This is a genomic window from Luteibacter sp. E-22 (assembly GCF_049913125.1).
Taxonomy (GTDB): domain Bacteria; phylum Pseudomonadota; class Gammaproteobacteria; order Xanthomonadales; family Rhodanobacteraceae; genus Luteibacter.
The window spans coordinates 201,703-226,704 of sequence record NZ_CP183975.1; the positions used below are offsets into that span (position 1 = coordinate 201,703).

Sequence of the window (25,002 nt, forward strand, 5' to 3'; positions counted from 1 at the left end):
AGACTACCTTATCGAAGGTCATATCAAAGCTTGCCTTACTTGGGCTCGGTTGAAGGGTGCCGCAATGAACTCACGGGCGCCTCATCCCTACAGTTGCCGTCATCGTCGCAACCACCCAGATCATCTATATGAGTCACGGCCTCGAACGCAGCACCCATAGGGGTGACCTTCAGGACGCCGGTCTTCGTAATCTTAAGTGCCTTGTAGGACAAGGTTTTGACGATTTGGTTAGACGCAGCATCATCAATTTTCCGGAAGATGGGCTTCAGGATGCTCGATCGGAAAATTGCTCGGCCCTCGGGTGGCCTGAAGATCGGAGGAGGAATCCCGATACTGGTTGTGCTGGTGCTTGGTTTAACTCGCACTTCCGAAAGAGGGGTGGCGTCTTTGGGGGAAGGTTTCGGTTGAGGGGGCGTAGGGTCCGGTGGAGGTGGTGAATCTGTTTCAGGGCAGTAACTTCCTTCAGCGTTAGCAGCGCACATGCCGGTAGGATCCCAGTTCACTACCGGGTTGTTATTCACGTATGAATAATTGTTATTGCCGAAGGTGTCGCCGGGCTGCAATCCAACTGGATCATTACTCAGAAATCGACCAATGTCAGGATCGTAGTAGCGTGCCTGCATGTAAATAAGCCCCGAATCCGGGTCGCTTATATGACCAGTGTACCCTGGGCCAGATTCGATTTCGGATAGGACCCGCGTTCCATAGGGCCGGTAATCCGCTATTGAAGTGATGTTGCCCACGGCATCCGTTGTTGCCAAAACAGTGCCTTGAGGATCTGTGTAATAGTACGTAATGGATTTTTCGGCATAGAGAGTTTGGGCCGGTACCGCCGTCATGACAATGGCGCACGCCAGCGTGACGGCGCGTAGCCGCGACTGCTTCCAAGCACTCATCAATGTCCCCTGTAGAAAGTCAATTTTCGGTGGGATGGAGATCGTGAGATCAATGGCCATCCGAGTACATCCTGCCGCAAAGTTATACGATGTGCCTGCGGTATAACGCAAGCGATCGCACGCTGATCATCGGCGGCTCAATAAATGACTACTCTATGTGGGTTCAAGGACCGGATATGGGATTTCTGCCGAAGGCCCACGTATTAGTGCTCGCAGTCATGGTGTCTGTGATCACCCTGGCCGCCGTATCCCGGGCGTCGGCAGGTGAGTTCCCGACGCATTCGGCAGCTTCCCCGTTATTCGGCACCTGGTCGCTCGATACGTCGCGCCTACCCATGCCGACCGATCAGCGCCCGAAGAGCGTCACGTTTACGTTCGCCGATGCGGGCGGCGACAAATGGGTCACTCACGTCGACATCGTCTACACGCCTGGCGTGGAGGTTCATTCCGTTTCCACGGCTACGCTGGACGGGACTTACGCGGTCATCGAGAACAGTCCGGAAGCCGACCATGTCGCAGTGGAGCGACCCGCACCCAACGTCCTGGTCATGGCGTTGCAGAAAGAAGGCGTTCTCGTCTCGACGCGAATCTACACCGTGTTGCCGGACGGACGTAACCTCGTCGAGACGGTGGTTTATCCAGGAACCAACCGCACGCCCGTCATGCGTGCCAACCACTTCACGCGTATCCGCTGACTCAGCCGTTCATGATGCGGGCGAACAGCGCCTGGTGCAGCCATCGTGGCGTCGCCCACACCATCGCCACGGCGGCCTTGTTGTTGAAGCCCGGGACGACACTGATGCGGCCCGCATCGAGCGCGCGGATTCCGACCCGTACCACGGGCTCGGGCTTCATCATCAGCAGCTTGAGTCCTAGCGTGATTTTCTGCTTCGCGGCCTGGGCAAAGCCGGTGTCGGATATGCCGGGGCATAGCGTCGTGACGGTCACGCCGTCACGCATGAACTCGCGGTGCAGCGCCTCGCCCAGACGAAGCACATAAGCCTTGGCTGCACCATAGACGGCCATGTCTTTCACGCCGAAGTAAGCCAGCAAGCTGGCGACGAGCAGGATCTTTCCATGGCCTTGCTTGCGCATGTCGTCACCGAAGAGCCGTGTCATGAGTGTCAGGCTCGCGATGTCCAACTGCACCATGTCCAGGATGCTTTGCCGCGACGAGTCGAGGAAGGAGCCCTGCAAGCCATGCCCCGCGTTGTTGATCAGGATTTCGATCGCGATTCCGCGCTCGCGAAGATTCGAGTGCAGCCCGTTGACGGCTGCCAGGTCCGACAGATCGACCTGTTCCGTGATGACCTCCACTCCGTATGTCTGGCGAAGCGTCGCAGCCAAGGCTTGCAGCCGATCGAGACGACGTGCGGCCAGGACCAGCGAATGGCCCTGGGCAGCGTACTGCTTGGCGAATTCTTCGCCAAAACCACTGGATGCCCCCGTTATGAGGACCCACGTACCGGCGTTGGTAGCCATGATGCTTGCCTTTGTTGAGGTCACGGTGAAAAAGAAGGTGGCCGCCATCCCGCATTTCAGGCAGAATTGAAGACCGATGGTCTCTAATATAACAGACCATCGGTCTTTTGCAACTGGAAGGTGATCCCCCGCATGACCTCGCCCCATTCCTACGTACGCGCCCGCTCCCCCGAGCAGAAGGAAGAGCGCCGCCGGCATCTGCTGGCTACCGCCCGGGCCATGCTGCTGCAGGACCCGGACGTCCTGGATCTCGGAATCAATGAGCTCGCCCGCCAGGCGGAGATGACGAAGTCGAACGTCTACCGGTATTTCGAAAGCAGCGAGGCCGTGCTGATGGATCTGCTCGTCGAGGAATTCGCGGGGTGGCACGCGGACCTGGGCGCGGCACTGGATCGGGGCGGCAAGAACGCATGGGGTGTCGAACACATCGCCCGTGTTTTCGCCTCGACGATCGTCGCGCGTCCGTTGCTTTGCCGCCTGACCAGCATCTTGCCGTCCATTCTCGAGCGCAAGGTGTCATTCGAACGCATGGTCGAGATCAAAGGCAATCTGCTGGCGATTCGTCAACGAACGGCGCAGGACTTCCATTCCCGGGTGCCCGGCATATCCGCACAGGCGTTCGATCAGGTGGTGAAGCACGCGCTGCCACTCATCATCGGTCTGTGGCCGCTAAGCCACCCCACGGGGATCGCCGCGCAAGTGATCGAGCAACCGGGCTTGCAGAGCCTGCGGTACGATTTCGAGCACGATCTCGAACATGCGCTCCTGGCATTGATGCGGGGAATGACGCAAGTCTGAAAGGCGTCGTGTCACGGTCGCCGCTCCAGCCTCAGCAAGCGCCCGTCGGATTCGTCGGTGAGCAGGTAGACGGTACCGTCCGGCGCCTGCTTCACGTTGCGCAGGCGCACGCCGGTGAGCAGTATCTCTTCGCCGATCACGCGATCGCCCTGCAGGTCCAGCCGGAGCAAGCTGCCTGTGCTCAGGCCTGCCAGGAGCAGGTCACCGCGCCATTCCGGGAACTGCTTGCCGCTGTAAGCGGCAAGCCCGGCGGGTGCGATGGTGCGATCCGTCCAGGTCCATGCCGGCGCGGTATAGACCGCGCCCGGCAGCGTCTGTGGCACATAGCCGGCATCGCGATGCCGGCCCGCCGTATGCACGGGCCATCCATAGTTCGCATGGGGCCGCAAAAGATTGATCTCGTCGCCCCGCGTGGCCCCGTGCTCGGACATCCAGATGCGCCCGTCCTCCGCCTGTGCGAGTCCTTGCGCGGAACGGATGCCCAGTGCGTAGATCCCCGGTATCGCGCCCTTGCCGAAATCGGGATTGCCGCGCGCCGGTTTGCCATCCAGGGTGAAGCGATAAATTTTACCGCGTCGATCCGTGGGGTCCTGCGACACAGGTAGCGGAGGGTTGCTGCTTTCGCGGAAATGGCGCTCGCCGATGGTCATGTAAAGGTGACGCTGGCGATCGATCAGCAGTCCGCCGCCGTAATGGAAGCGCTCCGACGAGCGTGGCGTGGCATCGAAGAGCGGACGCACGTCGACAAGGCGATCGTCGAACAGACGGGCCGTGGACAGGCGGGTCGTCGTGCCATCCGCACCGCGCGATGTATAAGTGAAATAGATGCGGTGGTTGCGGGCGAAGTCCGGGTGCAGCGCTACGTCGAACAGGCCGACATTGTCACCGCGTCCCTGGGCAGCGTTTTCCAAGTCGTCGGGCATGCCTGCGATAGGATGTTTCGTACCGTCCGGGGTGATCCGAACCAGAACACCTTCCTTCTCGCTGACCAGGAAGTCCCCCTGGGGCAGGAACGCCATCGACCAGGGACGCCGGAGGCCCGTGGCAACGGGAACCGTTTCCACCCGGGCCGTCGCCATGTTCGCGGCCAGTATGAGTCCGAGCAGCATCGACGACTCCTTTGGTATGGTGTTTCGCGGAAGGAGGGGACTGCACATGTCGTCTATGAGGCTAGCGGTTGCAGAAGCACCCGGTGGGGCGTTTGCGCCGAAGCGTTCCGCGCGCGCGCCGAACCGAATCGCAGCGGCCACCCGGTGAAGGTGTTCCTTCTATGCTGCCGATAGGTCCATCACCTATAGCCATGACTCCTGATCCCGTCGCGCCAAACGATCCAACGCCGCCGCCCGCGGCCGAGCTGCTGTCGGCAAGGTCGGCGGGTGCGTTGTTCTGGTGGCTCCATGCGGGTGGCTGGGGAGGCGTGTTCCTGGTCAACTATTTCTCCGCGCTCGCCAACGGGAAGCCGGCCGAGTACTGGACGGTGTTGCTCGCCGTGGCCGCCACCGGCTTTCTCGGCACGCTTGGACTGCGTTATCTGCTGCGTGCGTGCGGCGACCGGCCGCCGGCGCGAGTGGCCTTGCTGATGATCGTGCCGGCGGTGTTGATCGCCGCGGCGATGGGGCTCACCTATAAGCTGGTGACCGACCTGGAATGGTGCCGCCAATGCCTGCCCTTCACCCGCTTCGGCTACTTCACTTACGTGATCGGCCAACTCTACGTGGTGGTGGGTTGGGCCAGCCTTTATTTGGTCATGACCACCTGGCGCAAACTTCGCATGCAGACCGAAGCGGCCTTGGCCGCGACCGCGATGGCCCACCAGGCACAGCTGAAGATGCTGCGCTATCAGTTGAACCCGCACTTCCTGTTCAACACCCTCAATGCGATCTCGACGTTGGTGCTCGATCGCGACAACGCCACCGCCAACCGGATGGTGCAGGGCTTGAGTGCCTTCCTTCGGCATTCGCTCGATGCCGATCCGATGCAGCGAGTGACGCTGAGGCAGGAACTGGACGCGATCGGCCTGTATCTGGACATCGAAAAAACCCGCTTCGCCGAGCGTCTGCGGGTGGACGTCGAGGTCGAGCCCTCGTGCTGGTCGGCGTTGCTGCCGAGCCTGCTGCTGCAGCCTTTGGTGGAGAACGCCATCAAGTATTCGGTGGCTAGGCGGGTGGAGGGCGGCATGATCGGTTTACGCGCGGTTCGCGAGGGCGACCATTTGAAACTCTCCGTCATCGACGACGGCCCGGGATGGCTGGAACTGGAGCAAGGTGGCGTACCGACCGACAGTGCGCCACGCGGTACCCGGGTCGGCCTTGCCAATACCCGCGACCGGCTGCGCGTGCTCTATGGAGCACGGCAGAGTTTCGAGTTGCGTAACCGTGGCGAGGGCGGCTTCGCGGTGACGATGACGCTGCCGTTCGATGTCGCGGACGCGCCACGGCCATGACCCTATCCAAGGCCACGCGGGACAGGATGATCCGGACGCTGCTCGTCGACGACGAGCCACTGGCGCGGCGTGGACTGGAACTGCGCCTGGCTGATGAGCGTGACATCCATATCGTCGGCCAGGTGGGCGACGGCGCGGCGGCGGTGCGTGCGGTGTCCGAGCATGCGCCGGACCTGCTGTTTCTCGACGTGCAGATGCCCGGACTCGATGGCTTCGCGACCCTGCGCGCAATCCCGGCACAGCAGATGCCGCTGGTCGTGTTCGTTACCGCTTATGACCACTATGCGCTCAATGCGTTCGAGGCGAGCGCGGTGGACTACCTTCTCAAGCCGGTGGACGAGGGACGCCTGCACCAGGCACTGTTCCGCGTGCGCGAAGCGTTGGATCGCCGTGAGGCAAGCGATCACCGCGCCAAGCTGCTCGGTCTGCTCGGTGCGCTCAGTGGCCGCCCGGCGCTGACCCTGGACGAGGCGCTGGATGCCGACGGTGCACAGGAACTGCGCGATCCGGAAGCGCCGTTGGCCATCCGCGACGGAACACGCACGTTGCGCCTTGCGCGCGCCGGTATCCGTTGGGTCGATGCGGCGGGCGATTACCTCTGCATCCATACCGATCGTGACACCCACGTCTTGCGTGCCACCTTGGGGCAACTGGAAAAACGCCTGCATCCCAACCGTTTTCCCCGTATCCATCGTTCGACGCTGGTCAATGCGGCGCGTGTCGTCGAACTGCGGCCGCATCTTAACGGCGAGTACTTCCTGACCCTGGACTGTGGGCAGGAGCTCAAGCTATCCCGCAGTTATCGCGATCGGCTCGCGTTGTTCAAATGAACTTATCGACCGGCGCTTCCTGGGCGATTTCGAGGCAGAACTCGACGAATTTCTCAACCTTCAAGGGGGTGAATTTCCGCGATGGACGCACGATGTAGAGTGGGAAGGTCTCTCCAGGCCAGTCTGGAAAGAGATCGACGAGTACGCCGCGTCGAAGCTCTTCCCCGACGCAGAGTGCCAGCACTTGGGCTATTCCGCCGCCGGCCACACAGGCCCCTATCTTCATATCGACGTCGGAGAAGGTCAGCTTGCCGGTAGTGTGTACCGCCAGCGTCTCTCCGGTTCGCTGGAATTCCCAGTCGAAAGGGCGCCCATTCTGAGGATCGAGGAACTGAATGCAGTTGTGGCTGGCCAGTTCCGATGGATGCGTGGGCCGCGGGTGCTCTTGCAGGTACCCAGGCGATGCCACCGTCAACACCCGCGTCTCGAGTAACCGCCGGGAGATCATGCTCGACGAGGGCTGCGAGCCGAATCGGATAGCGACGTCGAGCCCGTCGGCATTGAGATCGCCCGTATCGGAGTGCTGGGTGATATGCAGGTCCAACGCCGGATAACGTCGGGCGAAGTCGGGAAGTCGCGCGGTCAACACATGACGCGAGAACGCGGCAGCAACGCCAGCTCGAAGAAGCCCGGTGACCTCCGTCGCATCCCGTGAAGCCGCGGTGGCCGCTTCTTCGATGGCAGCCAGGTGAGGAGCTGCCATTTCGTAAAGGCGGCTTCCTTCGACCGTCAACTTGAGCGCGCGCGTCGAGCGAGCGACGAGCCGGACGGACATCCGCGTCTCCAATCGTGAAATGGCCCTGCTGACACCCGAAGGCGAGAGGCCCAATACCGCAGCCGCTCGCGTAAAACTTCCCTGCTCGACCACCGTGGCAAGGATAGTCACCCCCGAAAGCAAGCGTGCGTCAATCGGCATAGGGCCCCTTTTTTGAAAAAACGCAAAGCAAAGATGATCGGATTGCATCTAATCACAAGTGGAACCCGGCGCCTATAGTGGAAACGTCGGCAAATCCCCGCTCCAACGTCACGTCACTGCCGATGGCGTATACCCCCATCTACTGAAAGGTTCCATATGTTTGCGATTACAGCGATTACCGGACGCGTCGGTGGCGAGCTTGCGAATACCCTGCTCAAGGATGGCCGAAAGGTCCGTGCCATCGTCCGAAGCGAAAGCAAGGGTGAGCCTTGGGCAGCCAAGGGCTGCGAGGTTGCCTTGGCCAGCCTCGACGACGCGGAGAGCCTCACGAAAGCGCTGACGGACGTCGAAGGCGCCTTCATCCTTTTCCCTCCGCTCTACGATACCGAGCCGTCTTTCCCGGACCTGCAGCCCCGCATCGATGCGGTCCGCCGTGCACTCGCCCAGGCCCGTCCACGCAAGGTCGTCGTCTTGTCGACCATTGGCGCTGAAGCGTCCCAGCCGAACCTGCTGAACGCCCTCGGCCAGGTCGAAGCCGGCTTGTCGGAACTTACGCTTCCGATCACGTACTTGCGCGCGGCCTGGTTCATCGAGAACGCGGAGTGGGACGTCGCGGCGGCGAGAGACGAAGGCGTTCTGCGCTCCTATCTCCAGCCACTGGATCGTGGCGTGCCCATGATCTCAACGACAGACGTCGGCCGTACCGCAGCAGACCTCCTCAGGGAAGACTGGACCGGGCAGCGAGTCGTCGAACTCGAGGCCGCTTCGCGTGTGACGCCATTGCAGATGGCCAAAGCATTCAGCAATGCCTTGGGTCGAACCGTCGACGCTCAAATCGTCCCGCGTGATCAATGGGAGGAGATTTTCCGTCAGCAGGGTATGCGCCATCCCCTGCCGCGCATGCAGATGATCGATGGATTCAACGAGGGTTGGATTGACTTCAAGGACCGCGGGGTCCACGCCCGAAAGGGCCAGGTCAGCCTCGATGAGGCCATCGCCAACCTGGTGATTCGAAAGGCCTGAGCAAGGCGTGTGAATCGTTTCACCGAGGCATCGTCGGAACATCACCATGTCGGAACATCACCATGTCCGACGGGATATCCGTATACGGACGACCGGTAACGTCGGGCTACTAAGGGAAGCGTCATAGAGGGGAGCAAGCCAATAGCCTGGGTCGCTTCGACGCCGTCATTCACAACGTCGCGATCGGTTATCGAGAGCCCGTGAGGGTCCAGACCGGCGATGGTCTGTCTCACGTCTTTGCAGTCAACGTGATGGCTCCGTACGTGTTGACCGCGCTGATGCGTCGACCCAGGCGACTTGTCTATCTGAGTTCAAAGCTTCACCAGCAGGTTGAAGCCAACTTCGACGACCTGTTGTGGAAGCATCGTCGCTGGGACGGGGCGACCGCGTATTCGGAAACCAAGCTCTACGACACCATGCTGGCCTGTTTCATGGCGCGTCGCTGGCCGGAAACCTGCTCAACGGCCTTGGAACCTGGATGGGTTCCGACGAAGATGGGCGGACCAGGCGCGCCGGACGATCTTGACCAGGCACACCTGACGCAAGCGTGGCTGGCGACCTCCGAAGACACCGAGGCCATGCAGAGCGGCGCCTATTTCTATCACCTGCGCCGAGTGCAACCCAATCCCCAGGCCAACGATGAAGCCCTTCAGGCCATGCTGATCCAGCGCCTGGAAAAGCTTACGGATATCGTGCTTCCCGCATGACCGAATGGCTCACTACGAACAAGTCCATCCTTACCGGGGAATGACACATGAAAATTGTCCATGCCATTTTGTTTGCCGTCGCATTCGCGGCGTTCGGTACCGTAGCCGTTGCGGCGGCGTCGACCGGGACGATTCGTGGTAACACCAAGCCCCACGAGCAGATCATTGTCGTCAACGAGGGTTCGGGTGCCATCGTGGGAGTCATGAGCGATTCGTCGGGGCATTTCGAGGCTCCGGATCTACCCGAAGGACAGTACAACGTCGCTCGTGCCCGCATCCCCGCGAGAACGACGGGCGCGCCGGTGTTCGCAGGACGGGTCACCGATGTGGTGCTACCCGAAAATTAAGTATGCGGAAAGCCGTTGCGCCGAAGCGTGCGAAATCCGCGACGAAAGCGATTGTCCGAACACTCACCGCCGGACATGCTGCGTCGACTTCCCACGGAGACGCGCCATGAACCAGCAATGGATTCGCCGCCTGCTTGCAGGTGCCCTCATCACCCTCGCCACGGGTGCGCATGCCGTGCCCGCCGACCCGCCGGCGACGCGCCAAACGGCGCCGCAGGACCCGGCGGCGCAGGAAGGCATGAGGCAGGCCATCCAGCACTACTTCAGCGGACAGGCCACCGGCGAGGCGTCGCATATGCGCCTGGCCTTCCTTCCGAGCGCGCGGATCGAGAGCGTGCGCGACGGCAAGTTCACTTCGATGTCCCTGGACGAGTTCTGTGCGTTCTTCAAGGGCAAGGTGGCGGAGAACGAGGCATCGCGAGTGCGGACCATCGATTTCATGGATGCATCGGGCAATGCAGGCGCTGCTCGGGTCACGCTTAATTATGGTGCTGTCGTGATTACCGATTACTTCTTGCTGTTGAAGGTCGGCGACGAGTGGAAGATCGCGAACAAGGTTTCTTATTTTGGCCGGAAAGAGGCAAGTCGGCAGGGATAACAACCGCTTCTATGCATTTGACAAACGATTGGTGGGCCCACCAGGACTCGAACCTGGAACCAAAGGATTATGAGTCCTCTGCTCTAACCATTGAGCTATAGGCCCTTGCAGCGCAAGGAGTGTAGCGGATGGCGCCGGGCAGGTGGAGAGGTGGCCGTGCCGTCGGGTCGCCGCCCTACAGGAAACCGGCAGCCGCAAAAGAAAATGCCCGCTTGTGCGGGCATTTTCTTTTTACCTTTTGACGTCGCCCGATCAGTCGATATCAAGGAACGAGCGCAGCGTTTCCGAGCGGCTCGGGTGGCGCAGCTTGCGCAGGGCCTTGGCTTCGATCTGGCGGATGCGCTCGCGGGTGACGTCGAACTGCTTGCCGACTTCTTCCAGCGTGTGATCCGTGTTCATGTCGATGCCGAAGCGCATGCGCAGCACCTTCGCTTCACGCGGGGTGAGGCCGGCGAGCACGTCGCGCACGGTTTCCATGAGACCCGTTTCGGTCGCCGACTCGACGGGCGAGCTGGCGTTGGTGTCTTCGATGAAGTCGCCAAGATGCGAATCTTCGTCGTCGCCGATCGGGGTTTCCATGGAGATCGGTTCCTTCGCGATCTTCAAGACCTTGCGGATCTTGTCTTCCGGCATCTCCATTTCCTTCGCCAGCTCTTCCGGCGTCGGCTCGCGGCCGAACTGCTGGAGCATCTGGCGGGAGATGCGGTTCAACTTGTTGATCGTTTCGATCATGTGCACCGGGATACGGATGGTGCGGGCCTGATCGGCGATCGAGCGGGTGATGGCCTGGCGGATCCACCACGTCGCGTAGGTCGAGAACTTGTAGCCGCGACGGTATTCGAACTTGTCCACCGCCTTCATCAGGCCGATGTTGCCTTCCTGGATGAGATCGAGGAACTGCAGGCCGCGGTTCGTGTACTTCTTGGCGATCGAGATCACCAGGCGCAGGTTCGCCTCGACCATTTCCTTCTTGGCGCGGCGGGCCTTGGCCTCACCGACGGACATCGCGCGGTTGATTTCCTTGATGTCGGTCAGCGGCAGATACAGGGTGCGCTCGATCTGGGCGAGCTTCTCCTGCTCCGCGTCGATGGCTTCGCGGTAGTTCTTGATGTTCGGCGACCACTTCTGGCGCTTGCGCGACAGCTCGGCGGCCCATTCGAGATTGCCTTCGTTCGACGGGAAGCTCTTCAGGAACTCGGCGCGCGGCATCTTCACCTGCTTGACGAAGATGTCCATGAGCACGCGTTCGTGGTGACGGATGTCGTTCACCACTTCGCGCAGCTTGCGCACGAAGCTGTCGATCAGCGCCGACGGGAGCTTCAGGTTGAGGAACGCCTCCGACATCTGCTCGCGGATCTTCGCGACCTTCTTGTCGTTGATTTCAGCCTTCGGTGCGGCCTTCTGGAATTTGCCATGCAGCGAACGCAGTTCTTCCATGCGGCGCTTGACCTCTTCCGGGTCGGGACCGGTCGGACCGGCTTCCTCTTCCTCGGCGGGGGCACCCTCGACTTCCTCGTCGTCGGTCTCGGCATCGCCGTCGACGACCACGGCGGCGTCGGCTTCAGCCTGCGCGGCGTCGGCGGCTTCTTCCAGATCGGCGAAGCCGGCGAGGATCTCGCTCAGGCGGCGCTTGCCCTCCACGTGCTGGTCGTATTCCTCGAGCAGCAGCTGGATGGTGAGCGGGAAGCTGGCCAGCGCGGTCTGGACCTGGCTGAGGCCTTCCTCGATACGCTTGGCGATGGCGATCTCGCCTTCGCGGGTCAGCAGCTCGACCGTGCCCATTTCGCGCATATACATGCGGACGGGGTCGGTGGTGCGGCCCACCTCGGCGTCCACGGCGGACAGCAGCGCCACGGCTTCTTCAGCCGCGGACTCGTCGTCGGTGCTGGCACCGGGGGCGGCGCCGTCGGAAATCGTGTCGGTATCCGGCGCGGAATCGTGGACTTCGATGCCGACGCCCTTGAGCACCGCCATGATGTCTTCGATCTGCTCCGGATCGACGATGTCGTCGGGCAGGTGGTCGTTGATTTCCGCGTAGGTCAGGTAGCCCTGCTCCAATCCCTTGGAGATGAGCTGTTTGATTTCAGACTGTTGCTCGTGAGCTTTATTAGTCATGCCGACCGCCGCGGGTTACAGGAACCGATCAGTATAGTCATCTGATGATTTTTTGACCAGTTTTCAAGTGGATCGGCCTCACCAGCACCACGCAAAAATCGCGCCAGAGGGCCTGTTCGGGCCGGGGCGTTCACGTGGCGGTGAGGAAGGATGGGGGCTCGGCCCCTCGGACAGGACACCTCAGCGCACCTCAAGACGGAAGGTGACCGGGCCATCGTTGATCAGGTGAACCTTCATATGGGCACCGAAGCGGCCGGTTTCCACCCCTGGCTGGGCAAGGCTTGCCAGGGAGACCAGGCGGTCGAACCAGCGCAGCCCCTCTTCGGGAGGTGCCGCCGTGGTGAAGCTGGGGCGCATGCCCTTGCGGGTGTCGGCGGCAAGGGTGAACTGGCTGACCAGGAGCAACCCGCCGCCGGTCTCGGCCAGGCAAAGGTTCATCTTCCCCTGGGCGTCGGAGAACACCCGATAGCCGCGCAGGCGCTCCAGCATCCTCACGCATTGGGCTTCGCCATCGCCCGGTTCCACGGCTACGAGCGCGAGCAAGCCGGCACCGATGGCGCCCACCGTTTCCCCGTCGACCTCGACGCGTGCGGACTCGACCCGCTGGATCACTGCAATCATGGACAAGCTTAGCGGCGGATGGGCGCCAAGCTTAATGGCGAACGAGGCCGTTTGCAGGCGGGTTACACTTCGCGGAATGCGCCCGGACATCTATCTCCTTTATCTCCTGCTCAGGCTGGTGAGCCTGTTCCCGCTGCGTACGGTCCATGCCATGGGTGCCTGGATCGGTCGGCGCTCGCTGCGCGCCCATTCGCGTAGCGCCCGCTATAGCGCGGTCAACCTGCGCCTGACCCGCCCGGAGCTGTCCGAGGCCGAACGGGCCGACCTGTTGCGCCGGACCATGGAGGAATCGGGCAAGTCGGTGACCGAGGTAGCCGCGATCTGGGGTGGTGGCGCCGAGAAATCGCTGGGCATGGTTCGCGACGTGGTCGGTGGCGAGCTGTTCGCCGAGGCGCTCGCCTCGGGCAAGGGCGTCATCGTGGCCGCTCCCCATCTGGGGTGCTGGGAGCTGCTGAACTACTGGCTGTGCAGCAAGACGCCGATGGCCATCCTCTATCGCCCGCCGCGCATCAAGGCGATCGAGGCGCTACTGCGCAAGGTGCGCGGCAAGCTCGCGCCCGAGCAGGTGAGGGCGGAAGGTGCCGGCGTGCGTACGCTGTTCAAGCGCCTGGGAGCCGGTGGCACCGTCGGCATCCTGCCGGACCAGAAACCGCGCGAAGGGGAAGGCGAGTTCGCGCCATTCTTCGGCGTCGATGCGCTCACCATGGTGTTGCTGCCGCGGCTCGCGGCGCGCACGGGAGCAACGGTGCTATTCAGCTTCGCCGAGCGCCTCCCCGATGGCGAGGGCTTTCGCATCCATGTGCTGCCCGCGCCGGAAGGCATCGACAGCAGCGATCTCAAGATCGCGTGCACGGCGCTGAATCAGGGTGTGGAGCGTTGCGTGGAGCGCGCCTTCCCGCAATACCAGTGGCACTACAAGCGCTATACGGCACACGACCGCCCCGACCCCTACAAGCTCAACGCGGCCGCGAAAGCCGGTTGAGGAAGACGGTCATTTCCTTCGCCGCCTGGATGTCGCCGCGCCGGGTGGCGGTGTCGATGCCGGAGCGCCACGCGATGGCGGCGCCTTCCTCGTCATCGACCGCCAACAAGGCCTTGCCCAGCAGCTTCCACGCCGCGGAATAATCCGGGTCGAACGCCAGCGCCTCGCGAAACGATTGCGCGGCGTCGACGTATTGGCCGTCGCCCAACAGCGCGTTACCGATCGAAAAACGCAACAAGGCCCCATCACGGACACCGCCGATCTGGGCGCGCAGCCGTTCGACGAGGGGATCGGTCACCGGAGTGCCGTCCGCGTGCGCCAGTAATCCTGCGGATAGAGCAGGGTCGGCTGCCTCGGTTCCGCCGGAAGCCGGCCGTTCTGCAAGGCGTTGAGCGTCGGCGCGTCCCAGATCATGAGCCATCCGGTGCGAGAAGGCTGGATCAGGCGCGCGTAGCGGAAGGCGTTCGCGGGCGGATGCTTGGCGTAGGAGATCACCAGGCCATCCGGATGGTGGCGGGCGAAGTCGTCCAGGGTATCGCCGTCGTGCACCACATCGTCGTCGTCCTCGTCCACCTGCGTGGGCATCCCGGGCGCGACCTTCAAGCGCGCGATCGGATGCATCAGCCGGCCGGCGAAGTGGTACTGGCCGTTGTACGAGACACCGAGGTTGCCGATGGGCCGCCCGGCGGCATCCGCCTGGCCGAGGAAAAGCGAGGCGGGGGTGAGGTCGTAGCGGTACCACAGGCCCAGGGTGAAGAGCGCGTTGAGCGCCACCGTGCCGATGAGGCCGGCGAAGGCCAGCCGGCGCATCTCGCCGCGGCCGCGAAGCAGCAGGAGTGCGCCCAGCACGATGAAGATCACGCCGAAGAAGCGCGCATACGGCGCCATGCCCACCAGCCAGATGTTGTCCGGGAAACGCGACGGCACCACCGACGGCATGGCGAACAACGCGATGGCCAGCAGGAAGGCGCCCAGCGAAAGCGGCCACGTACCCAACGCGTAATGCGAAGCCAATCCCTTGTGACGTTCGCGCAGGTCGGCGACCGACGCGGCGACCAGCATGGTGGCGCCCGCCAGTTCGGGCAGCACGTAATAGAGCTGCTTGCCGGTGATCAGCGAGAACGTGAGCAGGGTGGGCAACAACCAGGCCACGAGGAAGCGCAGCCCCGGTTCCAGCGGTTGCCGCGCGAGCGCCAGGAACAGCGGCAGCAACACCAGCACCACGAGGATCTTTTCGGCCCAGCCGGGGAAGTGGCCGCCCGCGGCCGATGCGAGCAGGAGCAGCAACGCCACCCCCGCGCAGACCAGGGCGGCCGTGGTGCCCGCGCGCCAGGGCCGGCGGAACAGGGTGGTGGGCACGGCGACAAGGCCACGCAACCAGCCGCTGAGCGGGAACAGGAGCACCGGCAGGAAGAGGAAGTAATACCAGGCCGGCCGCGCGTGGTTCTGCAGGTCCTGCACCTTCGCGTCCACGACGCGGCCCGCGGTCTGGGTGAAGAACAGGCGCTGGCGATAGGCCTCGCCCCCGGATTCACCGGCGGGAATTGCCCATGCCAGCAGGATCGCGAAGCCGAGCAGGAGGCCGAGGACGCCGAAACCGTACCAGCGTGCCTTGTTCTGTCGCGCCCAGTCGTTCCACAGCGGCCCGAGCAGGAACGGGAACAGCACGTGCACCACCATCACCGGTCCCTTGGTGAGGAGACCGGCACCGATCATCAGGCCGAACAACCACCATCGCGGTTGCGCCCGCGTGGCGGTCGGCGTGAGACAGAGCAGCGCGGCCAGCACCCAGACCACGAGGAGCACCTCGTACATGATCTGCAGGCCAAACAGGAAGGCGTACGCCAGTGCCATCAACAGCCACGGCGTGGCCTTGGCCACCCACGGCCGGGTCGGGAACAGGCGCCCCGCCAGTACCGAGGCGAGCACCAGCTGTACGCCGCCGAAGATCACCTCGAGGATGCGCGGCCATACGTCGGTGACGCCGAATACCGCCCAACCGGCGTGGATCATCCAGAACAGCAGGGGCGCCTTTTCGCTGTACGGGTCGCCGTTGATGTGTGGCACGAGCCAATGGCCGTGCGCCCACATCTCCCAGGCGACGGCGAGCGTGCGCGTGGAAAACATCGGCATCGGGCCGTGCGCGAAGATGGCGAGCAAGGCCATCGCGGCCCATAGCGGTAGCCACGGCCAGAGGGCGCGGAGATGTTCCGATCGGGTATAGGCGCTGTTGGACAAGGGCGTCGTCACCGTTAAAGGATCATGAATTCTAAACGCACCATGGCGGGAATGGCTGACTTTAGTCCTACCGCTCCCCCCGTCTGTGCGGCGTGGACACCGCCGGGCGCCGGCTACCCGAGCAGGTGGTCGAGCGCGCCGCGCAACCTTCCGGCGAACCCGGCCTGGTTGTTTTCGTACCAGCGCCGCGCGTTTTCCCCGAGGCGATGCAGTTCCTCGTCGGGCATGCCGGCGGCACGCTCGACGCATGACGCCAGGGCGGCCTCGTCGAATTGCCACAGCGCGGACGCGTTGAGCGTGCCGTTTTCGTGCGCCGTGACGAGCAGGCCCCGGTCCTCGCCCACGAGTTCGTTCATCGGCGGCGCGTCCGTGGCGAGGACGACGGCGCCACAACTCATCGCCTCGACGATGTAGTGGCCCCAGCCTTCGGCTTCCGACAGGCACAGGTGGAAGGCGTGCGCGTTCTGCAGTCGCCGGATGTCCTCGATGTCATCGACATAGGTGACGCGGTGATCCAGGTTCGCGGCCGTGCCAGCTTGCTCGCCGCGCGCGGTGGATGGCGACTGCAGCACGTGCAACGTGGGCCACTCCGGGTGGCGGCGCCAGATCTCCAGCAACCGTTCCGTCCCCTTCATCCGGCTGGCGCCGGCGAGGTGGAGGAAGTCGCGGCCCCGTTCGATGCCTTCGCGGCGGCAATCGATGCTCTGGAACCCGATGACGTGCACCGGCAGGCCCTGCGCCGCGAAGGTGTCGCGCGCGACGGCGGTCTTGCACAGGATCGCGTCGAAGCGATGCAACTGGCGCCGGTCGCGGCGCGAAAGCCATTCCGGATTCGGCACGAGCGCGTTGCGCCGCGCGAGCGGCAGGTACGCCGCATGCACGTGTTCGAGCGTGATGCCCAGGTCGTAGCGGCGTGGTCCCCGCCGGGCCAGCCAGCGCGCGTGCATGCGCAGCCGCTGCCACCATGCGCGCCAGGGCAGGCCGCGGCTGCGGCGTGGCACCGAGGTGATCGACACCTCGTGCCCCAGCGCGAGCAGCGCATCCTCCAGCAGGCGGATGTCGTGGCTGAGGCCACGGCCGTTGTTCCAGGCGATCAGGTGGATGGAAGCCACGCGTCAGCGCACCGCGGCCGGTCGTTCGGCCCTGTTCATCAGGCGGCCGATGTAGACGGCGAGGCCCAGCGTGAGGAAGAAATAGAGCGAGTGCGGCATCGGACGGTAGAAGACGTTGTCCGTGAGCGCGCAGAGCGCGTACATGCAGACGGTGCTGAGGCCCGCGCTGGCCGGCATGGCGATGGTGTTATCCGGATGCAGCGCGTATCGCAGGAAGAACGCGAGGGCGGCACCGAACAGCAGGACGAGCACGGCCAGTCCCGGCAGGCCGCCGGTCACCGCCCATTCGAGGTATTCACTGTGCGGGTGGTCGTAGCGTTCCACCGTGGCGTTGACCTTGCCCTCGGCGATACGCGCCCGCGCATAGTCGCCGAACTGGTTCAGCCCCACGCCCGCCAGCGGGTGGTCGTCCAGCGCCATGGTCGCGGTGCGCCACATCTCCAGGCGTTCGCGAACGGCGCCGCTGGCGTCCTGCTCGCTATACGTGGACATTTCCTCGGTCACCGCGGCGAAGCGGGTCAACACCTCACCGTGCATGGTCGTCGCCGCGCCCGCGGCGGCGGCGATGCCGACCACGAGGAACACCAGGCCTTCGCGCCAGCGGCCGGTCCGGCGCGACTGGATCAGCACCACGATGACGAACACCGGCAGGAAGGCGAGGAGCGGACCGCGGCTCTGCGTCAGCAGGGCGCCGTAGATACCCAGGGCGGCACAGACGATATGCAGCACGCGCTCGCCCCGGCCGAGTTCGCTGCGCAGCGCCTGCACCACGGCGATCAGCGCCAGTACGAGCATGAACATGCCGAATTCGATGGCACCCCACAGCCCGTTGTTGATCCCGTAGACGCGGTCGATGCCCTCGATGTAATGCTGCTCCAGGCAGACGATCCCGAGCACGCCGGCGGAGGCGCTGAAGCCGATGCGCAGCATGATCGGCCGCAGCGGACTGGCGAAGCCGACGGCGGTGACCAGGAAGGCGAGGATGTGTGAGGTGACGTCGAACTCACGCCAGTCGATGCCGTGGATGGCGACGTTCACCAGCCAGAACGCGAAGGCCAGTGCCGCCGTGCCGAGCACCCAGCGCGCACGGCGGACGGCGGCGCGTGCCTCGGGATCGCGGATGAGCATCCAGGCGCCGAGAAGGAACAGGGCGGCGGCGGGAATGGCCTTCGCCTTGATCGGGAGCGCGAACGACAGCGGCATCATCGCGATCAGAAGCGAGACGATCCATACGCGCCACGGGTTGGTTTTTTCGAGCACTCGGCACCTGGCTTGGATCGGGACGGCATGGCGGCTACGCCGCACGACGGCCCAGATGGTACTTTACCGGACGGCCGATGCCGCTCCGAGGCGATCCTCGCGGGCCGGCCGGAATTCAGCTTCGGCAAGGACCGACCCAGGGCGATGAAGCTCCTTTTCACGAACTTCCACGACGGTGACGGCGGCGGTCACACCACTTACATCATCGGCCTGGCGCAAGGGCTTGCGGGGCGCCATGAGGTGCATGTCGCCGCACCACCCGGCAGCCGCCTCAACCGCGAAGCGCGCGCGATCGACGGTGTGCGCGTGCTCGACCAGCCGTTCCCGAACGGACTCGGCCGTCTTCCGGCACGCCGTCGTGCGCGCAGGCAGCTTGCCGATGTCCTCCGGCGCGAGCGCTTCGACCTCGTCCATGTGAATGGGTCGGCGGACCACCGGCTGGTCATGTCGGCCGTGCGCGGCATGCGGCCTCGCCCCCCCATCGTCCTGACCAAGCACAACTCCAAGCCGATGACCGGTCCCGGGCACGCGTGGCGTTCGCGCTTCGGCACCGACCAGGTCATCGCCGTGTGCGACTTCGTGCGGCGCCAGTTGCTGGCCTCTCCTTACAAGCGTTGCCGTGTGGCCACGGTCTTCAATGGCGTGGACATCGACCGTTTCACCCCACGCGAACCGGAGCCGGAGCAGTGCGCGGCGTGGCTGGCGCCGGACACCGGGGCCGATCCACTGCTGATCGGCAGCAATGCCGGTACCGCGCGCTACAAGGGCTGGATGGACCTGGTCGAAGCGATGGCCTCGCTGGCGCCGGACGAGCGCGCCCGCCTGCGGGTGGTTCTCGCCGGTGGGATACCCGGTGCGGAGGAACTGGCCAGGATCGAGGCGCTGGGTGTCGCGCCGCAGGTCCATTTCACGGGGCGGTTGGCCGACGTGCGCCCGATGGTGGCCGCGCTGGATGCGGGCTTCGTCTTGTCCTGGGACGTCGAGACGATCTCGTTCGCCTGCCGCGAAATAATGGCGATGGGCAAGCCGGTACTAGTCAGCGACTACGCGGGTCTCCCCGAGAACATCCGCCAGGGCGAAGACGGCTGGGTCGTGCCGGCACGCGACCGGGTGGCCATCGCCGACGCCTTGCGTGCCTTGCTGGCCGCGCGCGCATCGCTTCCCGCGATGGGCGCCGCCGCGCGCGCCCATGCGCAAGCCGAGTTCGGAATGGATCGCTTCGTGGATGCCACGGAAGCCGTCTACGCGGCGCTGGTGGCGGACTTTTCCAACAAGGCGTAGTACATGCCGTCCAGGTCGCCGTCGCCCGGCAGGACCTGCCAGCCCACGGTGGCGGCTTGCCCCACGGGCAAGGTGAACGGCACGGCGATGGCATCGTCGCGGCCGGCGAGGAAGGCCGCGACCACGCCCTCGTTCTCGCGTCGTAAGAGCGAGCATGTGACGTAGAGCAGGCGCCCGCCGGGAGCCAGGACGTTCCAGCAAGCGGCGAGGATGCGTTCCTGCTGCGGGACCAATGCGTCGATGTCGCCCGCGCGCCGATGCAGGCGTACGTCGGGCCGGCGGCGGATCACGCCTGTGGCCGAGCACGGCGCATCGATCATCACGCGGTCGAAGAGACGGCCGTCCCACCAGCCCGTGGTGTCGCCCGCGTCGCCGACGATGACCTCGGCTTCGAGGCCAAGCCGCTCCAGGTTCTGCCGGATACGCGGCACACGGTGCGCCTCGGATTCCACCGCGATCAGCGACACCGCCGCCCGCTCCAGGACGTGACAGGCCTTGCCGCCCGGTGCCGCGCATGCGTCGAGTACACGTTGGCCATCGGCGAGGCCGAGCAGGTCGGCGGGAACCTGCGCGGCACCGTCCTGCACGGCGAAATGGCCCTGGGCGAAGCCCGGCAGGCGGGTGACGTCGGTGCTGTGTGGCAGGACCAGTCCGTCCTCCAGCCAGGGATGGAGATCGACCTCCTGGCCGGCGGCGCGCAAGGCTTCCGCCGCCTCGGCACGCGCCACGCGGCGGCGGTTCGCGCGCAGCATCAGCGGTGGTTCCGTATTCGCGGCGGCGAGGACGCCTTCGACCTGCGCTGGCCAGTCGTTCGCGATCGCCTCTACCAGCCACGCCGGGTGCGCATGGCGCGTGGCCGGCACCGCGTCGAGTTCGACCAGCAAGGTTTCGCGTTCACGCTGCCACCGGCGCAGCACCGCGTTGACCAGCCCGGCGAGTCGCGGCCGGCGTAATTCGCGAACCGCCTCGACCGTGGCGGCTACGGCGGCGTAGCCGGGCAACTCCAGGATTTCCAGTTGCACCAGTCCGACGACCAGCAGTGCATGTACGACGGGTTCGTTGCGCCGGATCGGCTTGTCGAGCAGGCGATCGAGCGCCGCGTCGAAGCGCGGCCACCAGCGGGCTCCTTCGTTGAGCAGGGCGGTGAGCAGGGCGCGGTCGCGTGAATCCGGCAGTCGGGGCAGGGCGCGATCGGCGACCTCGCGCAGCGAGTGCCCGGAAAGTGCGATGTCGGCCAGGGCTTCCGCCGCCAGGGCGCGTACCGAGATGGTGCGGCTCACGAGGCGGCCCGCTTCAACTCCGGACGGGCGTTGAGGTAATCCGCCGCGCCGATCCGGCGCCCACCCGCCCGTTGCACGGCGGTGAGTCGCAGGGCGCCTTCCGCGCAAGCCACGTCGATGCCTGCCCGTGACGCCGCGATCACCTCGCCGGCGGGCACGCCGGGGACTCCCTCGATGGCGTGGGCGGCCCAGATGCGCAGCCGCTCACCCGCGACATCCGCTTCGGCGACCGGCCAGGGATCGAAGGCGCGGACCTTCCGCTCCAGCTCGGCGGCCGGCAGGGAAAAGTCGAGGCGGGCTTCCGCCTTGTCGAGCTTGTGCGCGTACATCACGCCATCCTCGGGCTGGGCCCGGGGCATCAGGGTTTCGCCGGCGAGCGTCCTGCGCAGGCCCTCGGTGAGTGCTTCCGCGCCCAGGGCGGAAAGCCGGTCGTGCAGGCTGCCGCCGGTGTCGTCCGCGCCGATCGGCGTGCGCCGCTCGACCAGCACGGGACCGGTATCGAGGCCTGCTTCCATCTGCATGAGGTCGACCCCCGATTCGCTGTCGCCGGCAAGGATGGCGCGCTGGATCGGCGCGGCGCCGCGCCAGCGTGGCAGCAGTGAAGCGTGGACGTTCCAGCAGCCCAGCCGCGGAATGGCCAATACCTTGCGCGGGAGGATCAGGCCGTACGCGACGACGACCATAAGGTCGGGAGCGTATGCCGCGAGCCGCTCGCGGTCGGCTTCGGCCTTGAACGATTCAGGCTGCTCGACCGGAATGCCGGCGGCGAGCGCGGCTTCCTTCACCGGGCTGGCGGCCAACTTGCGGCCGCGGCCGGCGGGCCGGTCGGGCTGGGTGTAGACGGCGACGACATCCGCACCCGAGGCCCGGCAGGCCTCGAGGCAGGGCACGGCGAACTCCGGCGTTCCGGCGAACACCACCCGCAGGGAACGGTCGGCCACGATCAGGCGCTTGCCTTGCGCTGTTTTTCCATCCGCTTGAGCAGCATTCCGCGTTTCAGCGGCGACAGGTAGTCGACGAAGACCTTGCCGGCGAGATGGTCCATCTCGTGCTGGATGCACACGGCCAGGGGGCCTTCCGCCTCGACCAGGATCTCCTTGCCGTCGACATCCTGGGCGCGGACCTTCACGTGCAGGGCGCGAGTCACGTCCGCATAGATGCCCGGGAACGACAGGCAGCCTTCCTGGTAGACCTGCTGGCCGTCCTTTTCCAGGATCTCGGGATTGATCAGCGCCAGGGGCTCGTTGCGGTCGTCGCTCATGTCTGCGACGAGCACACGCTGGTGCACGTTGACCTGGGTGGCGGCGAGGCCGACGCCGTTGGCGGCGTACATGGTTTCGTACATGTCGGCGACGAACTGCTTGAGTTCAGCGTCGAAGACGGTGACCGGGGCGGCGACGGTGCGCAGGCGCGGGTCGGGGAATTCGAGGATGGCGAGGGTGGACACGGTGTCACCTTGAACGTTCACGGGCCGCTGCGGCGCCTGTGCCCGGATTTGCGGGCAAATCGGCGAAATCCAAGCAACGGCGTCTGTAGGATGGCCCCTTATTCTACGCCCGCGCCGGGGACCGGGCGAGCAGGCGTACATATTGTGCCCGTTAACGATTCGGTTACACTCGCGACAGCACCGGGGAAGGGGGAAAACCCGCCATGATCAAGAAGTTCGCCATGCTGCTTGGCGGCATGTTTTTTACTGTGGCCGTCTATGCGGCGGCGGCCCAGATTCGTCCCGATCACCCCGACACCTACACGGTGCGCCGGGGCGATACCCTTTGGGACATCTCCGCCCGCTTCCTCAGCAAGCCCTGGCTATGGCCTGAAATCTGGCAGGCGAACCCGCAGGTGCGTAATCCGCACCTCATCTATCCGGGCGACGTACTCAACCTGTCGATGACCGGAGGCGGCCCGCGCATCGGCCTGCAGCCGCGCGTGCGCACCGATGGCGACGCCGTCCCGGCGATTCCGCTCAGCGAGTTGCGCATGTTCCTGAAGGAGCTGCGGGTGATGGACGCCGACGAGGTCGAGCGTTCGCCGTACCTGGTCGGCTTCGAGGAGAACCACCTGCGCGCCACGCCGGGCAACAAGATCTACGCCCGCGACCTCGATTCCGCCCAGCCCGGCCAGCGCTGGGCCATCGTCCGCCCGACCAACCGTTTCCGCGACCATGGCGGTTCGGATGGCAACGTCGACATGATAGGCAACCCCTCGCATGGCTCGTTCGTGGCCGACGAACTCGACAGCGATGTGTCCATGGCGCCGAGCCCGTGGCGCGAGGATTCACGCCACGACACGCATACGGGCAAGGGCGACGATCGCGGGGTCGAGGTATCGGTGATCGGCACGGCCGAGGTGATCGCGACCAATGGCGACGTCTCCAGCCTGGTCCTCGTCGATTCCACCCTCGAGGTGCGCAAGGGCGACCGCCTGATGCCGGTCGACGACAAGCCGTACGATCCGTATTTCTATCCGCACGCGCCGAAATCGATGCCGACGGACCCTCGTGTGATTGGCTTCACCGACGCCTTGAGCGGCGTGGGCAGCCGCCAGGTCGTCTCCATTTCGGCGGGAGCCGCCGATGGCATCGACAACGGCACGACCTTCACGGTGATGAGCCAGGGCGAGAAGATCCCCGACGAGGTCAGCGGCAACTACAACCGTCGCGACACCTCGCGCAAGGTGCAACTGCCGGACGAATTCGGTGGCCACCTGATGGTGTTCCGCACCTTCGACCATGTCAGCTACGCGCTGGTGATGGACGCGCTGCGTCCGTTGCGCAAGGGCGACCGCCTCGTCCTGCCGGAATGACGCGGAACGGGGGGCCGTGAACCGGCCCCCCGTTCCGCCCACGACTCACCCGAATTGGTGGCCTGTTCCGACAGGCAGCCCATGCGCGCCCTCTAAACTGCGCGGATGACCGACTCCGACGACCTCCGCGACTGGTTGATCCTGCTGCGCACCCCCGGCCTTGGGGCCCGCCGCATTCGTGAGGGCCTCGTCGCCCGCGGCGATGCGGCGTCCCTGCTCCGCTGGCTGGCGCGGCACGCCGATGCCCTGGACGGCGAGGGCCGGGCCTGGATCGATCAACCGGACGAAGCCGCGCTCGCCCACGACCTCGCCTGGCTCGCCGGCGACGACCAGCGCTTGCTTCGGTGTACGGAGGAGGATTTTCCGCCGCAGCTGGAGGCCATTCCCGATCCGCCGGCCGCCCTTTTCGTCAAGGGCGACGCGTCGCTGCTGCTGCGACCGCAGATCGCGATCGTCGGTGCCCGGCGGGCCCAGCCGCCCGGCCTGGCCAATGCGCGACGCTTCGCCGCCGAGCTGTCGGCGGGCGGGCTGCTGGTCACCAGCGGCATGGCCGACGGGGTCGACGGCGCGGCGCATGAGGCCGCCCTGGACGCGGGCCAGCCCACCGTGGCGGTGATCGGCACCGGTCCGGACAGGGTCTACCCCCGAAAACACCACGCCCTGGCCCGGCGCATCGCCGCCCAAGGCGCGATCGTCAGCGAATACCCGCCGGGGACGCCCGCGCTGGTCCACCATTTCCCCCAGCGCAACCGCATCATCGCCGGCCTGAGCCTGGGTGTGGTGGTGATCGAGGCCGGGCGCCGCTCGGGTTCGCTCATCACCGCCCGACAGGCCGGCGAGCAGGGGCGGGAAGTCTTCGCGCTGCCCGGATCGATCCACAACCCCCTGGCCGAGGGCTGTCATGCCCTCATCGGGGAGGGGGCCCGCCTGGTCCAGAGGCCCGATGAAGTCCTGGCCACGCTGGCGCCCGCGGCCTTGGAACTGGGGGCGGAACTGCGCGCCCGGCTGGAGCGCGGCGAGGGGCGGGCCGGGGTCGGCCGGCGCAAGACCGGGCCGTTCGATTGGCGCCAGGATGAGGAATATCGCCGCCTGCTCGACGTCATGGGGTACGATCCCGCCTCCCTCGACGCCTTGGTGGACGCGACGGGCATCGCTCCCGGAGCGCTGTCGTCGATGCTGCTGATACTGGAACTCGAAGGCGAAATCGCGACGCTGTCGGGCAACCGCTACCAGCGCATGGTCTGATCGCCGACGCTTGACAGCCGTCA

The 25,002-nt window shown here is 65.1% G+C and carries 25 protein-coding genes, 1 tRNA gene and 1 pseudogene; 12 read left to right on the plus strand and 15 right to left on the minus strand.

Features of this window, described 5'->3' with window-relative positions; translation table 11 throughout:
- Positions 1–35: 35 nt before the first annotated feature.
- Positions 36–956, minus strand: a complete 921-nt coding sequence (locus ACN9M2_RS00835) for an RHS repeat domain-containing protein (RefSeq protein ID WP_426286314.1) — start codon at positions 954–956, stop codon at positions 36–38.
- Between the two features lie 116 nt (positions 957–1,072).
- Between ACN9M2_RS00835 and ACN9M2_RS00840 the strand changes: the two genes are divergently transcribed.
- Entirely contained in the window at positions 1,073–1,591 is a 519-nt protein-coding gene (locus ACN9M2_RS00840) for a hypothetical protein (RefSeq protein WP_426286316.1), read from the plus strand.
- A gap of 1 nt (position 1,592) precedes the next feature.
- Here ACN9M2_RS00840 and ACN9M2_RS00845 read toward each other — a convergent pair whose 3' ends face one another.
- Positions 1,593–2,426 (minus strand): SDR family NAD(P)-dependent oxidoreductase, encoded by an 834-nt coding sequence (locus ACN9M2_RS00845; protein WP_426286317.1) that lies wholly within the window; start codon positions 2,424–2,426, stop codon positions 1,593–1,595.
- Between the two features lie 171 nt (positions 2,427–2,597).
- Between ACN9M2_RS00845 and ACN9M2_RS00850 the strand changes: the two genes are divergently transcribed.
- Positions 2,598–3,176, plus strand: coding sequence for a TetR/AcrR family transcriptional regulator (locus ACN9M2_RS00850; protein ID WP_426286318.1), 579 nt, complete (start codon positions 2,598–2,600; stop codon positions 3,174–3,176).
- A gap of 11 nt (positions 3,177–3,187) precedes the next feature.
- Here the strand turns inward: ACN9M2_RS00850 and ACN9M2_RS00855 are convergent, their stop codons facing one another.
- A complete protein-coding gene (locus tag ACN9M2_RS00855) occupies positions 3,188–4,285 on the minus strand; it encodes a PQQ-dependent sugar dehydrogenase (RefSeq protein ID WP_426286319.1) in 1,098 nt (365 codons plus the stop codon).
- 191 nt (positions 4,286–4,476) lie between these two features.
- On the opposite strand from ACN9M2_RS00855, the gene ACN9M2_RS00860 reads away from it, so the two are divergent.
- Positions 4,477–5,619 carry a sensor histidine kinase gene (locus ACN9M2_RS00860; protein WP_426286320.1) on the plus strand — a complete coding sequence of 381 codons (1,143 nt, stop codon included), beginning with the start codon at positions 4,477–4,479 and terminating at the stop codon, positions 5,617–5,619.
- The gene (locus ACN9M2_RS00865) at positions 5,616–6,449 is read left to right on the plus strand and encodes a LytR/AlgR family response regulator transcription factor (protein ID WP_426286321.1); all 834 of its coding nucleotides are present in this window, start codon (positions 5,616–5,618) and stop codon (positions 6,447–6,449) included. The genes ACN9M2_RS00860 and ACN9M2_RS00865 overlap by 4 nt, the downstream gene beginning before the upstream one ends.
- Here the strand turns inward: ACN9M2_RS00865 and ACN9M2_RS00870 are convergent.
- Together ACN9M2_RS00870 and ACN9M2_RS00875 are read right to left on the minus strand one after the other, a co-directional pair.
- Positions 6,442–7,224 carry a substrate binding domain-containing protein gene (locus tag ACN9M2_RS00870; protein ID WP_426287966.1) on the minus strand — a complete coding sequence of 261 codons (783 nt, stop codon included), beginning with the start codon at positions 7,222–7,224 and terminating at the stop codon, positions 6,442–6,444. The two genes, ACN9M2_RS00865 and ACN9M2_RS00870, sit on opposite strands and share 8 nt — an antisense overlap.
- Positions 7,225–7,227: 3 nt before the next feature.
- Positions 7,228–7,413 (minus strand): annotated as a pseudogene (locus ACN9M2_RS00875) (helix-turn-helix domain-containing protein); the annotation flags it as partial.
- 108 nt (positions 7,414–7,521) lie between these two features.
- Here ACN9M2_RS00875 and ACN9M2_RS00880 point away from each other — a divergent pair.
- From ACN9M2_RS00880 to ACN9M2_RS00895, 4 genes are all read left to right on the plus strand, one after another.
- Entirely contained in the window at positions 7,522–8,388 is an 867-nt protein-coding gene (locus ACN9M2_RS00880; RefSeq protein WP_426286322.1) for an NmrA family NAD(P)-binding protein, read from the plus strand.
- Between the two features lie 200 nt (positions 8,389–8,588).
- Positions 8,589–9,095: a hypothetical protein gene (locus tag ACN9M2_RS00885; RefSeq protein ID WP_426286323.1), complete on the plus strand. Its 507-nt coding sequence runs from the start codon at positions 8,589–8,591 to the stop codon at positions 9,093–9,095.
- Between the two features lie 47 nt (positions 9,096–9,142).
- A complete protein-coding gene (locus ACN9M2_RS00890) occupies positions 9,143–9,442 on the plus strand; it encodes a carboxypeptidase-like regulatory domain-containing protein (protein WP_426286324.1) in 300 nt (99 codons plus the stop codon).
- Positions 9,443–9,548: 106 nt separating this feature from the next.
- Positions 9,549–10,040 (plus strand): nuclear transport factor 2 family protein, encoded by a 492-nt coding sequence (locus ACN9M2_RS00895; protein ID WP_426286325.1) that lies wholly within the window; start codon positions 9,549–9,551, stop codon positions 10,038–10,040.
- A gap of 29 nt (positions 10,041–10,069) precedes the next feature.
- Here the strand turns inward: ACN9M2_RS00895 and ACN9M2_RS00900 are convergent.
- The 3 genes from ACN9M2_RS00900 to dtd all read right to left on the minus strand — a co-directional run bounded on the left by ACN9M2_RS00900 (position 10,070) and on the right by dtd (position 12,776).
- Positions 10,070–10,145: transfer RNA gene (locus tag ACN9M2_RS00900), tRNA-Ile, on the minus strand.
- A 147-nt stretch (positions 10,146–10,292) separates the two neighbouring features.
- On the minus strand, positions 10,293–12,155 hold the full coding sequence (gene rpoD / locus ACN9M2_RS00905; RefSeq protein ID WP_426286326.1) for an RNA polymerase sigma factor RpoD: 1,863 nt from the start codon (positions 12,153–12,155) through the stop codon (positions 10,293–10,295).
- Positions 12,156–12,335: 180 nt separating this feature from the next.
- Positions 12,336–12,776 carry a D-aminoacyl-tRNA deacylase gene (gene dtd, locus ACN9M2_RS00910; protein ID WP_426286327.1) on the minus strand — a complete coding sequence of 147 codons (441 nt, stop codon included), beginning with the start codon at positions 12,774–12,776 and terminating at the stop codon, positions 12,336–12,338.
- 76 nt (positions 12,777–12,852) lie between these two features.
- On the opposite strand from dtd, the gene ACN9M2_RS00915 reads away from it, so the two are divergent.
- Positions 12,853–13,758 carry a lipid A biosynthesis acyltransferase gene (locus ACN9M2_RS00915; RefSeq protein ID WP_426286328.1) on the plus strand — a complete coding sequence of 302 codons (906 nt, stop codon included), beginning with the start codon at positions 12,853–12,855 and terminating at the stop codon, positions 13,756–13,758.
- Here ACN9M2_RS00915 and ACN9M2_RS00920 read toward each other — a convergent pair.
- From ACN9M2_RS00920 to ACN9M2_RS00935, 4 genes are all read right to left on the minus strand, one after another.
- Positions 13,733–14,056: a tetratricopeptide repeat protein gene (locus tag ACN9M2_RS00920; protein WP_426286329.1), complete on the minus strand. Its 324-nt coding sequence runs from the start codon at positions 14,054–14,056 to the stop codon at positions 13,733–13,735. The two genes, ACN9M2_RS00915 and ACN9M2_RS00920, sit on opposite strands and share 26 nt — an antisense overlap.
- Positions 14,053–15,996 carry an ArnT family glycosyltransferase gene (locus ACN9M2_RS00925; RefSeq protein WP_426287967.1) on the minus strand — a complete coding sequence of 648 codons (1,944 nt, stop codon included), beginning with the start codon at positions 15,994–15,996 and terminating at the stop codon, positions 14,053–14,055. The genes ACN9M2_RS00920 and ACN9M2_RS00925 overlap by 4 nt, the downstream gene beginning before the upstream one ends.
- 113 nt (positions 15,997–16,109) lie before the next feature.
- Positions 16,110–17,108: a glycosyltransferase family 4 protein gene (locus ACN9M2_RS00930; protein WP_426286330.1), complete on the minus strand. Its 999-nt coding sequence runs from the start codon at positions 17,106–17,108 to the stop codon at positions 16,110–16,112.
- 3 nt (positions 17,109–17,111) lie between these two features.
- Complete coding sequence (locus tag ACN9M2_RS00935; RefSeq protein ID WP_426286331.1) at positions 17,112–18,368, minus strand: O-antigen ligase family protein; 1,257 nt, start codon at positions 18,366–18,368, stop codon at positions 17,112–17,114.
- Positions 18,369–18,512: 144 nt separating this feature from the next.
- On the opposite strand from ACN9M2_RS00935, the gene ACN9M2_RS00940 reads away from it, so the two are divergent.
- On the plus strand, positions 18,513–19,649 hold the full coding sequence (locus tag ACN9M2_RS00940) for a glycosyltransferase (protein ID WP_426286332.1): 1,137 nt from the start codon (positions 18,513–18,515) through the stop codon (positions 19,647–19,649).
- Here ACN9M2_RS00940 and rsmB read toward each other — a convergent pair.
- The 3 genes from rsmB to def are packed head-to-tail and all read right to left on the minus strand — an operon-like array spanning position 19,610 to position 22,376.
- Entirely contained in the window at positions 19,610–20,929 is a 1,320-nt protein-coding gene (gene rsmB, locus ACN9M2_RS00945) for a 16S rRNA (cytosine(967)-C(5))-methyltransferase RsmB (protein ID WP_426286333.1), read from the minus strand. The genes ACN9M2_RS00940 and rsmB overlap by 40 nt on opposite strands.
- On the minus strand, positions 20,926–21,870 hold the full coding sequence (gene fmt / locus ACN9M2_RS00950; protein ID WP_426286334.1) for a methionyl-tRNA formyltransferase: 945 nt from the start codon (positions 21,868–21,870) through the stop codon (positions 20,926–20,928). The genes rsmB and fmt overlap by 4 nt, the downstream gene beginning before the upstream one ends.
- Before the next feature lie 2 nt (positions 21,871–21,872).
- On the minus strand, positions 21,873–22,376 hold the full coding sequence (gene def, locus ACN9M2_RS00955; protein ID WP_426287968.1) for a peptide deformylase: 504 nt from the start codon (positions 22,374–22,376) through the stop codon (positions 21,873–21,875).
- 203 nt (positions 22,377–22,579) lie between these two features.
- Between def and ACN9M2_RS00960 the strand changes: the two genes are divergently transcribed.
- Both ACN9M2_RS00960 and dprA read left to right on the plus strand, forming a co-directional pair.
- A complete protein-coding gene (locus ACN9M2_RS00960; RefSeq protein WP_426286335.1) occupies positions 22,580–23,734 on the plus strand; it encodes a LysM peptidoglycan-binding domain-containing protein in 1,155 nt (384 codons plus the stop codon).
- Between the two features lie 105 nt (positions 23,735–23,839).
- Positions 23,840–24,979, plus strand: a complete 1,140-nt coding sequence (dprA, locus tag ACN9M2_RS00965) for a DNA-processing protein DprA (protein ID WP_426286336.1) — start codon at positions 23,840–23,842, stop codon at positions 24,977–24,979.
- Positions 24,980–25,002 lie beyond the last annotated feature (23 nt).

What these genes read in the sequence shown, in the direction of transcription:
- ACN9M2_RS00835 (WP_426286314.1), bottom strand. Translation starts at nt 956, where the DNA reads ATGGCCATTGATCTCACGATCTCCATCCCACCGAAAATTGACTTTCTA.
- ACN9M2_RS00840 (WP_426286316.1), top strand. Translation starts at nt 1,073, where the DNA reads ATGGGATTTCTGCCGAAGGCCCACGTATTAGTGCTCGCAGTCATGGTG.
- ACN9M2_RS00845 (WP_426286317.1), bottom strand. Translation starts at nt 2,426, where the DNA reads ATGGCGGCCACCTTCTTTTTCACCGTGACCTCAACAAAGGCAAGCATC.
- ACN9M2_RS00850 (WP_426286318.1), top strand. Translation starts at nt 2,598, where the DNA reads ATGCTGCTGCAGGACCCGGACGTCCTGGATCTCGGAATCAATGAGCTC.
- ACN9M2_RS00855 (WP_426286319.1), bottom strand. Translation starts at nt 4,285, where the DNA reads ATGCTGCTCGGACTCATACTGGCCGCGAACATGGCGACGGCCCGGGTG.
- ACN9M2_RS00860 (WP_426286320.1), top strand. Translation starts at nt 4,477, where the DNA reads ATGACTCCTGATCCCGTCGCGCCAAACGATCCAACGCCGCCGCCCGCG.
- ACN9M2_RS00865 (WP_426286321.1), top strand. Translation starts at nt 5,616, where the DNA reads ATGACCCTATCCAAGGCCACGCGGGACAGGATGATCCGGACGCTGCTC.
- ACN9M2_RS00870 (WP_426287966.1), bottom strand. Translation starts at nt 7,224, where the DNA reads ATGTCCGTCCGGCTCGTCGCTCGCTCGACGCGCGCGCTCAAGTTGACG.
- ACN9M2_RS00880 (WP_426286322.1), top strand. Translation starts at nt 7,522, where the DNA reads ATGTTTGCGATTACAGCGATTACCGGACGCGTCGGTGGCGAGCTTGCG.
- ACN9M2_RS00890 (WP_426286324.1), top strand. Translation starts at nt 9,143, where the DNA reads ATGAAAATTGTCCATGCCATTTTGTTTGCCGTCGCATTCGCGGCGTTC.
- ACN9M2_RS00895 (WP_426286325.1), top strand. Translation starts at nt 9,549, where the DNA reads ATGAACCAGCAATGGATTCGCCGCCTGCTTGCAGGTGCCCTCATCACC.
- rpoD (WP_426286326.1), bottom strand. Translation starts at nt 12,155, where the DNA reads ATGACTAATAAAGCTCACGAGCAACAGTCTGAAATCAAACAGCTCATC.
- dtd (WP_426286327.1), bottom strand. Translation starts at nt 12,776, where the DNA reads ATGATTGCAGTGATCCAGCGGGTCGAGTCCGCACGCGTCGAGGTCGAC.
- ACN9M2_RS00915 (WP_426286328.1), top strand. Translation starts at nt 12,853, where the DNA reads ATGCGCCCGGACATCTATCTCCTTTATCTCCTGCTCAGGCTGGTGAGC.
- ACN9M2_RS00940 (WP_426286332.1), top strand. Translation starts at nt 18,513, where the DNA reads ATGAAGCTCCTTTTCACGAACTTCCACGACGGTGACGGCGGCGGTCAC.
- ACN9M2_RS00960 (WP_426286335.1), top strand. Translation starts at nt 22,580, where the DNA reads ATGATCAAGAAGTTCGCCATGCTGCTTGGCGGCATGTTTTTTACTGTG.
- dprA (WP_426286336.1), top strand. Translation starts at nt 23,840, where the DNA reads ATGACCGACTCCGACGACCTCCGCGACTGGTTGATCCTGCTGCGCACC.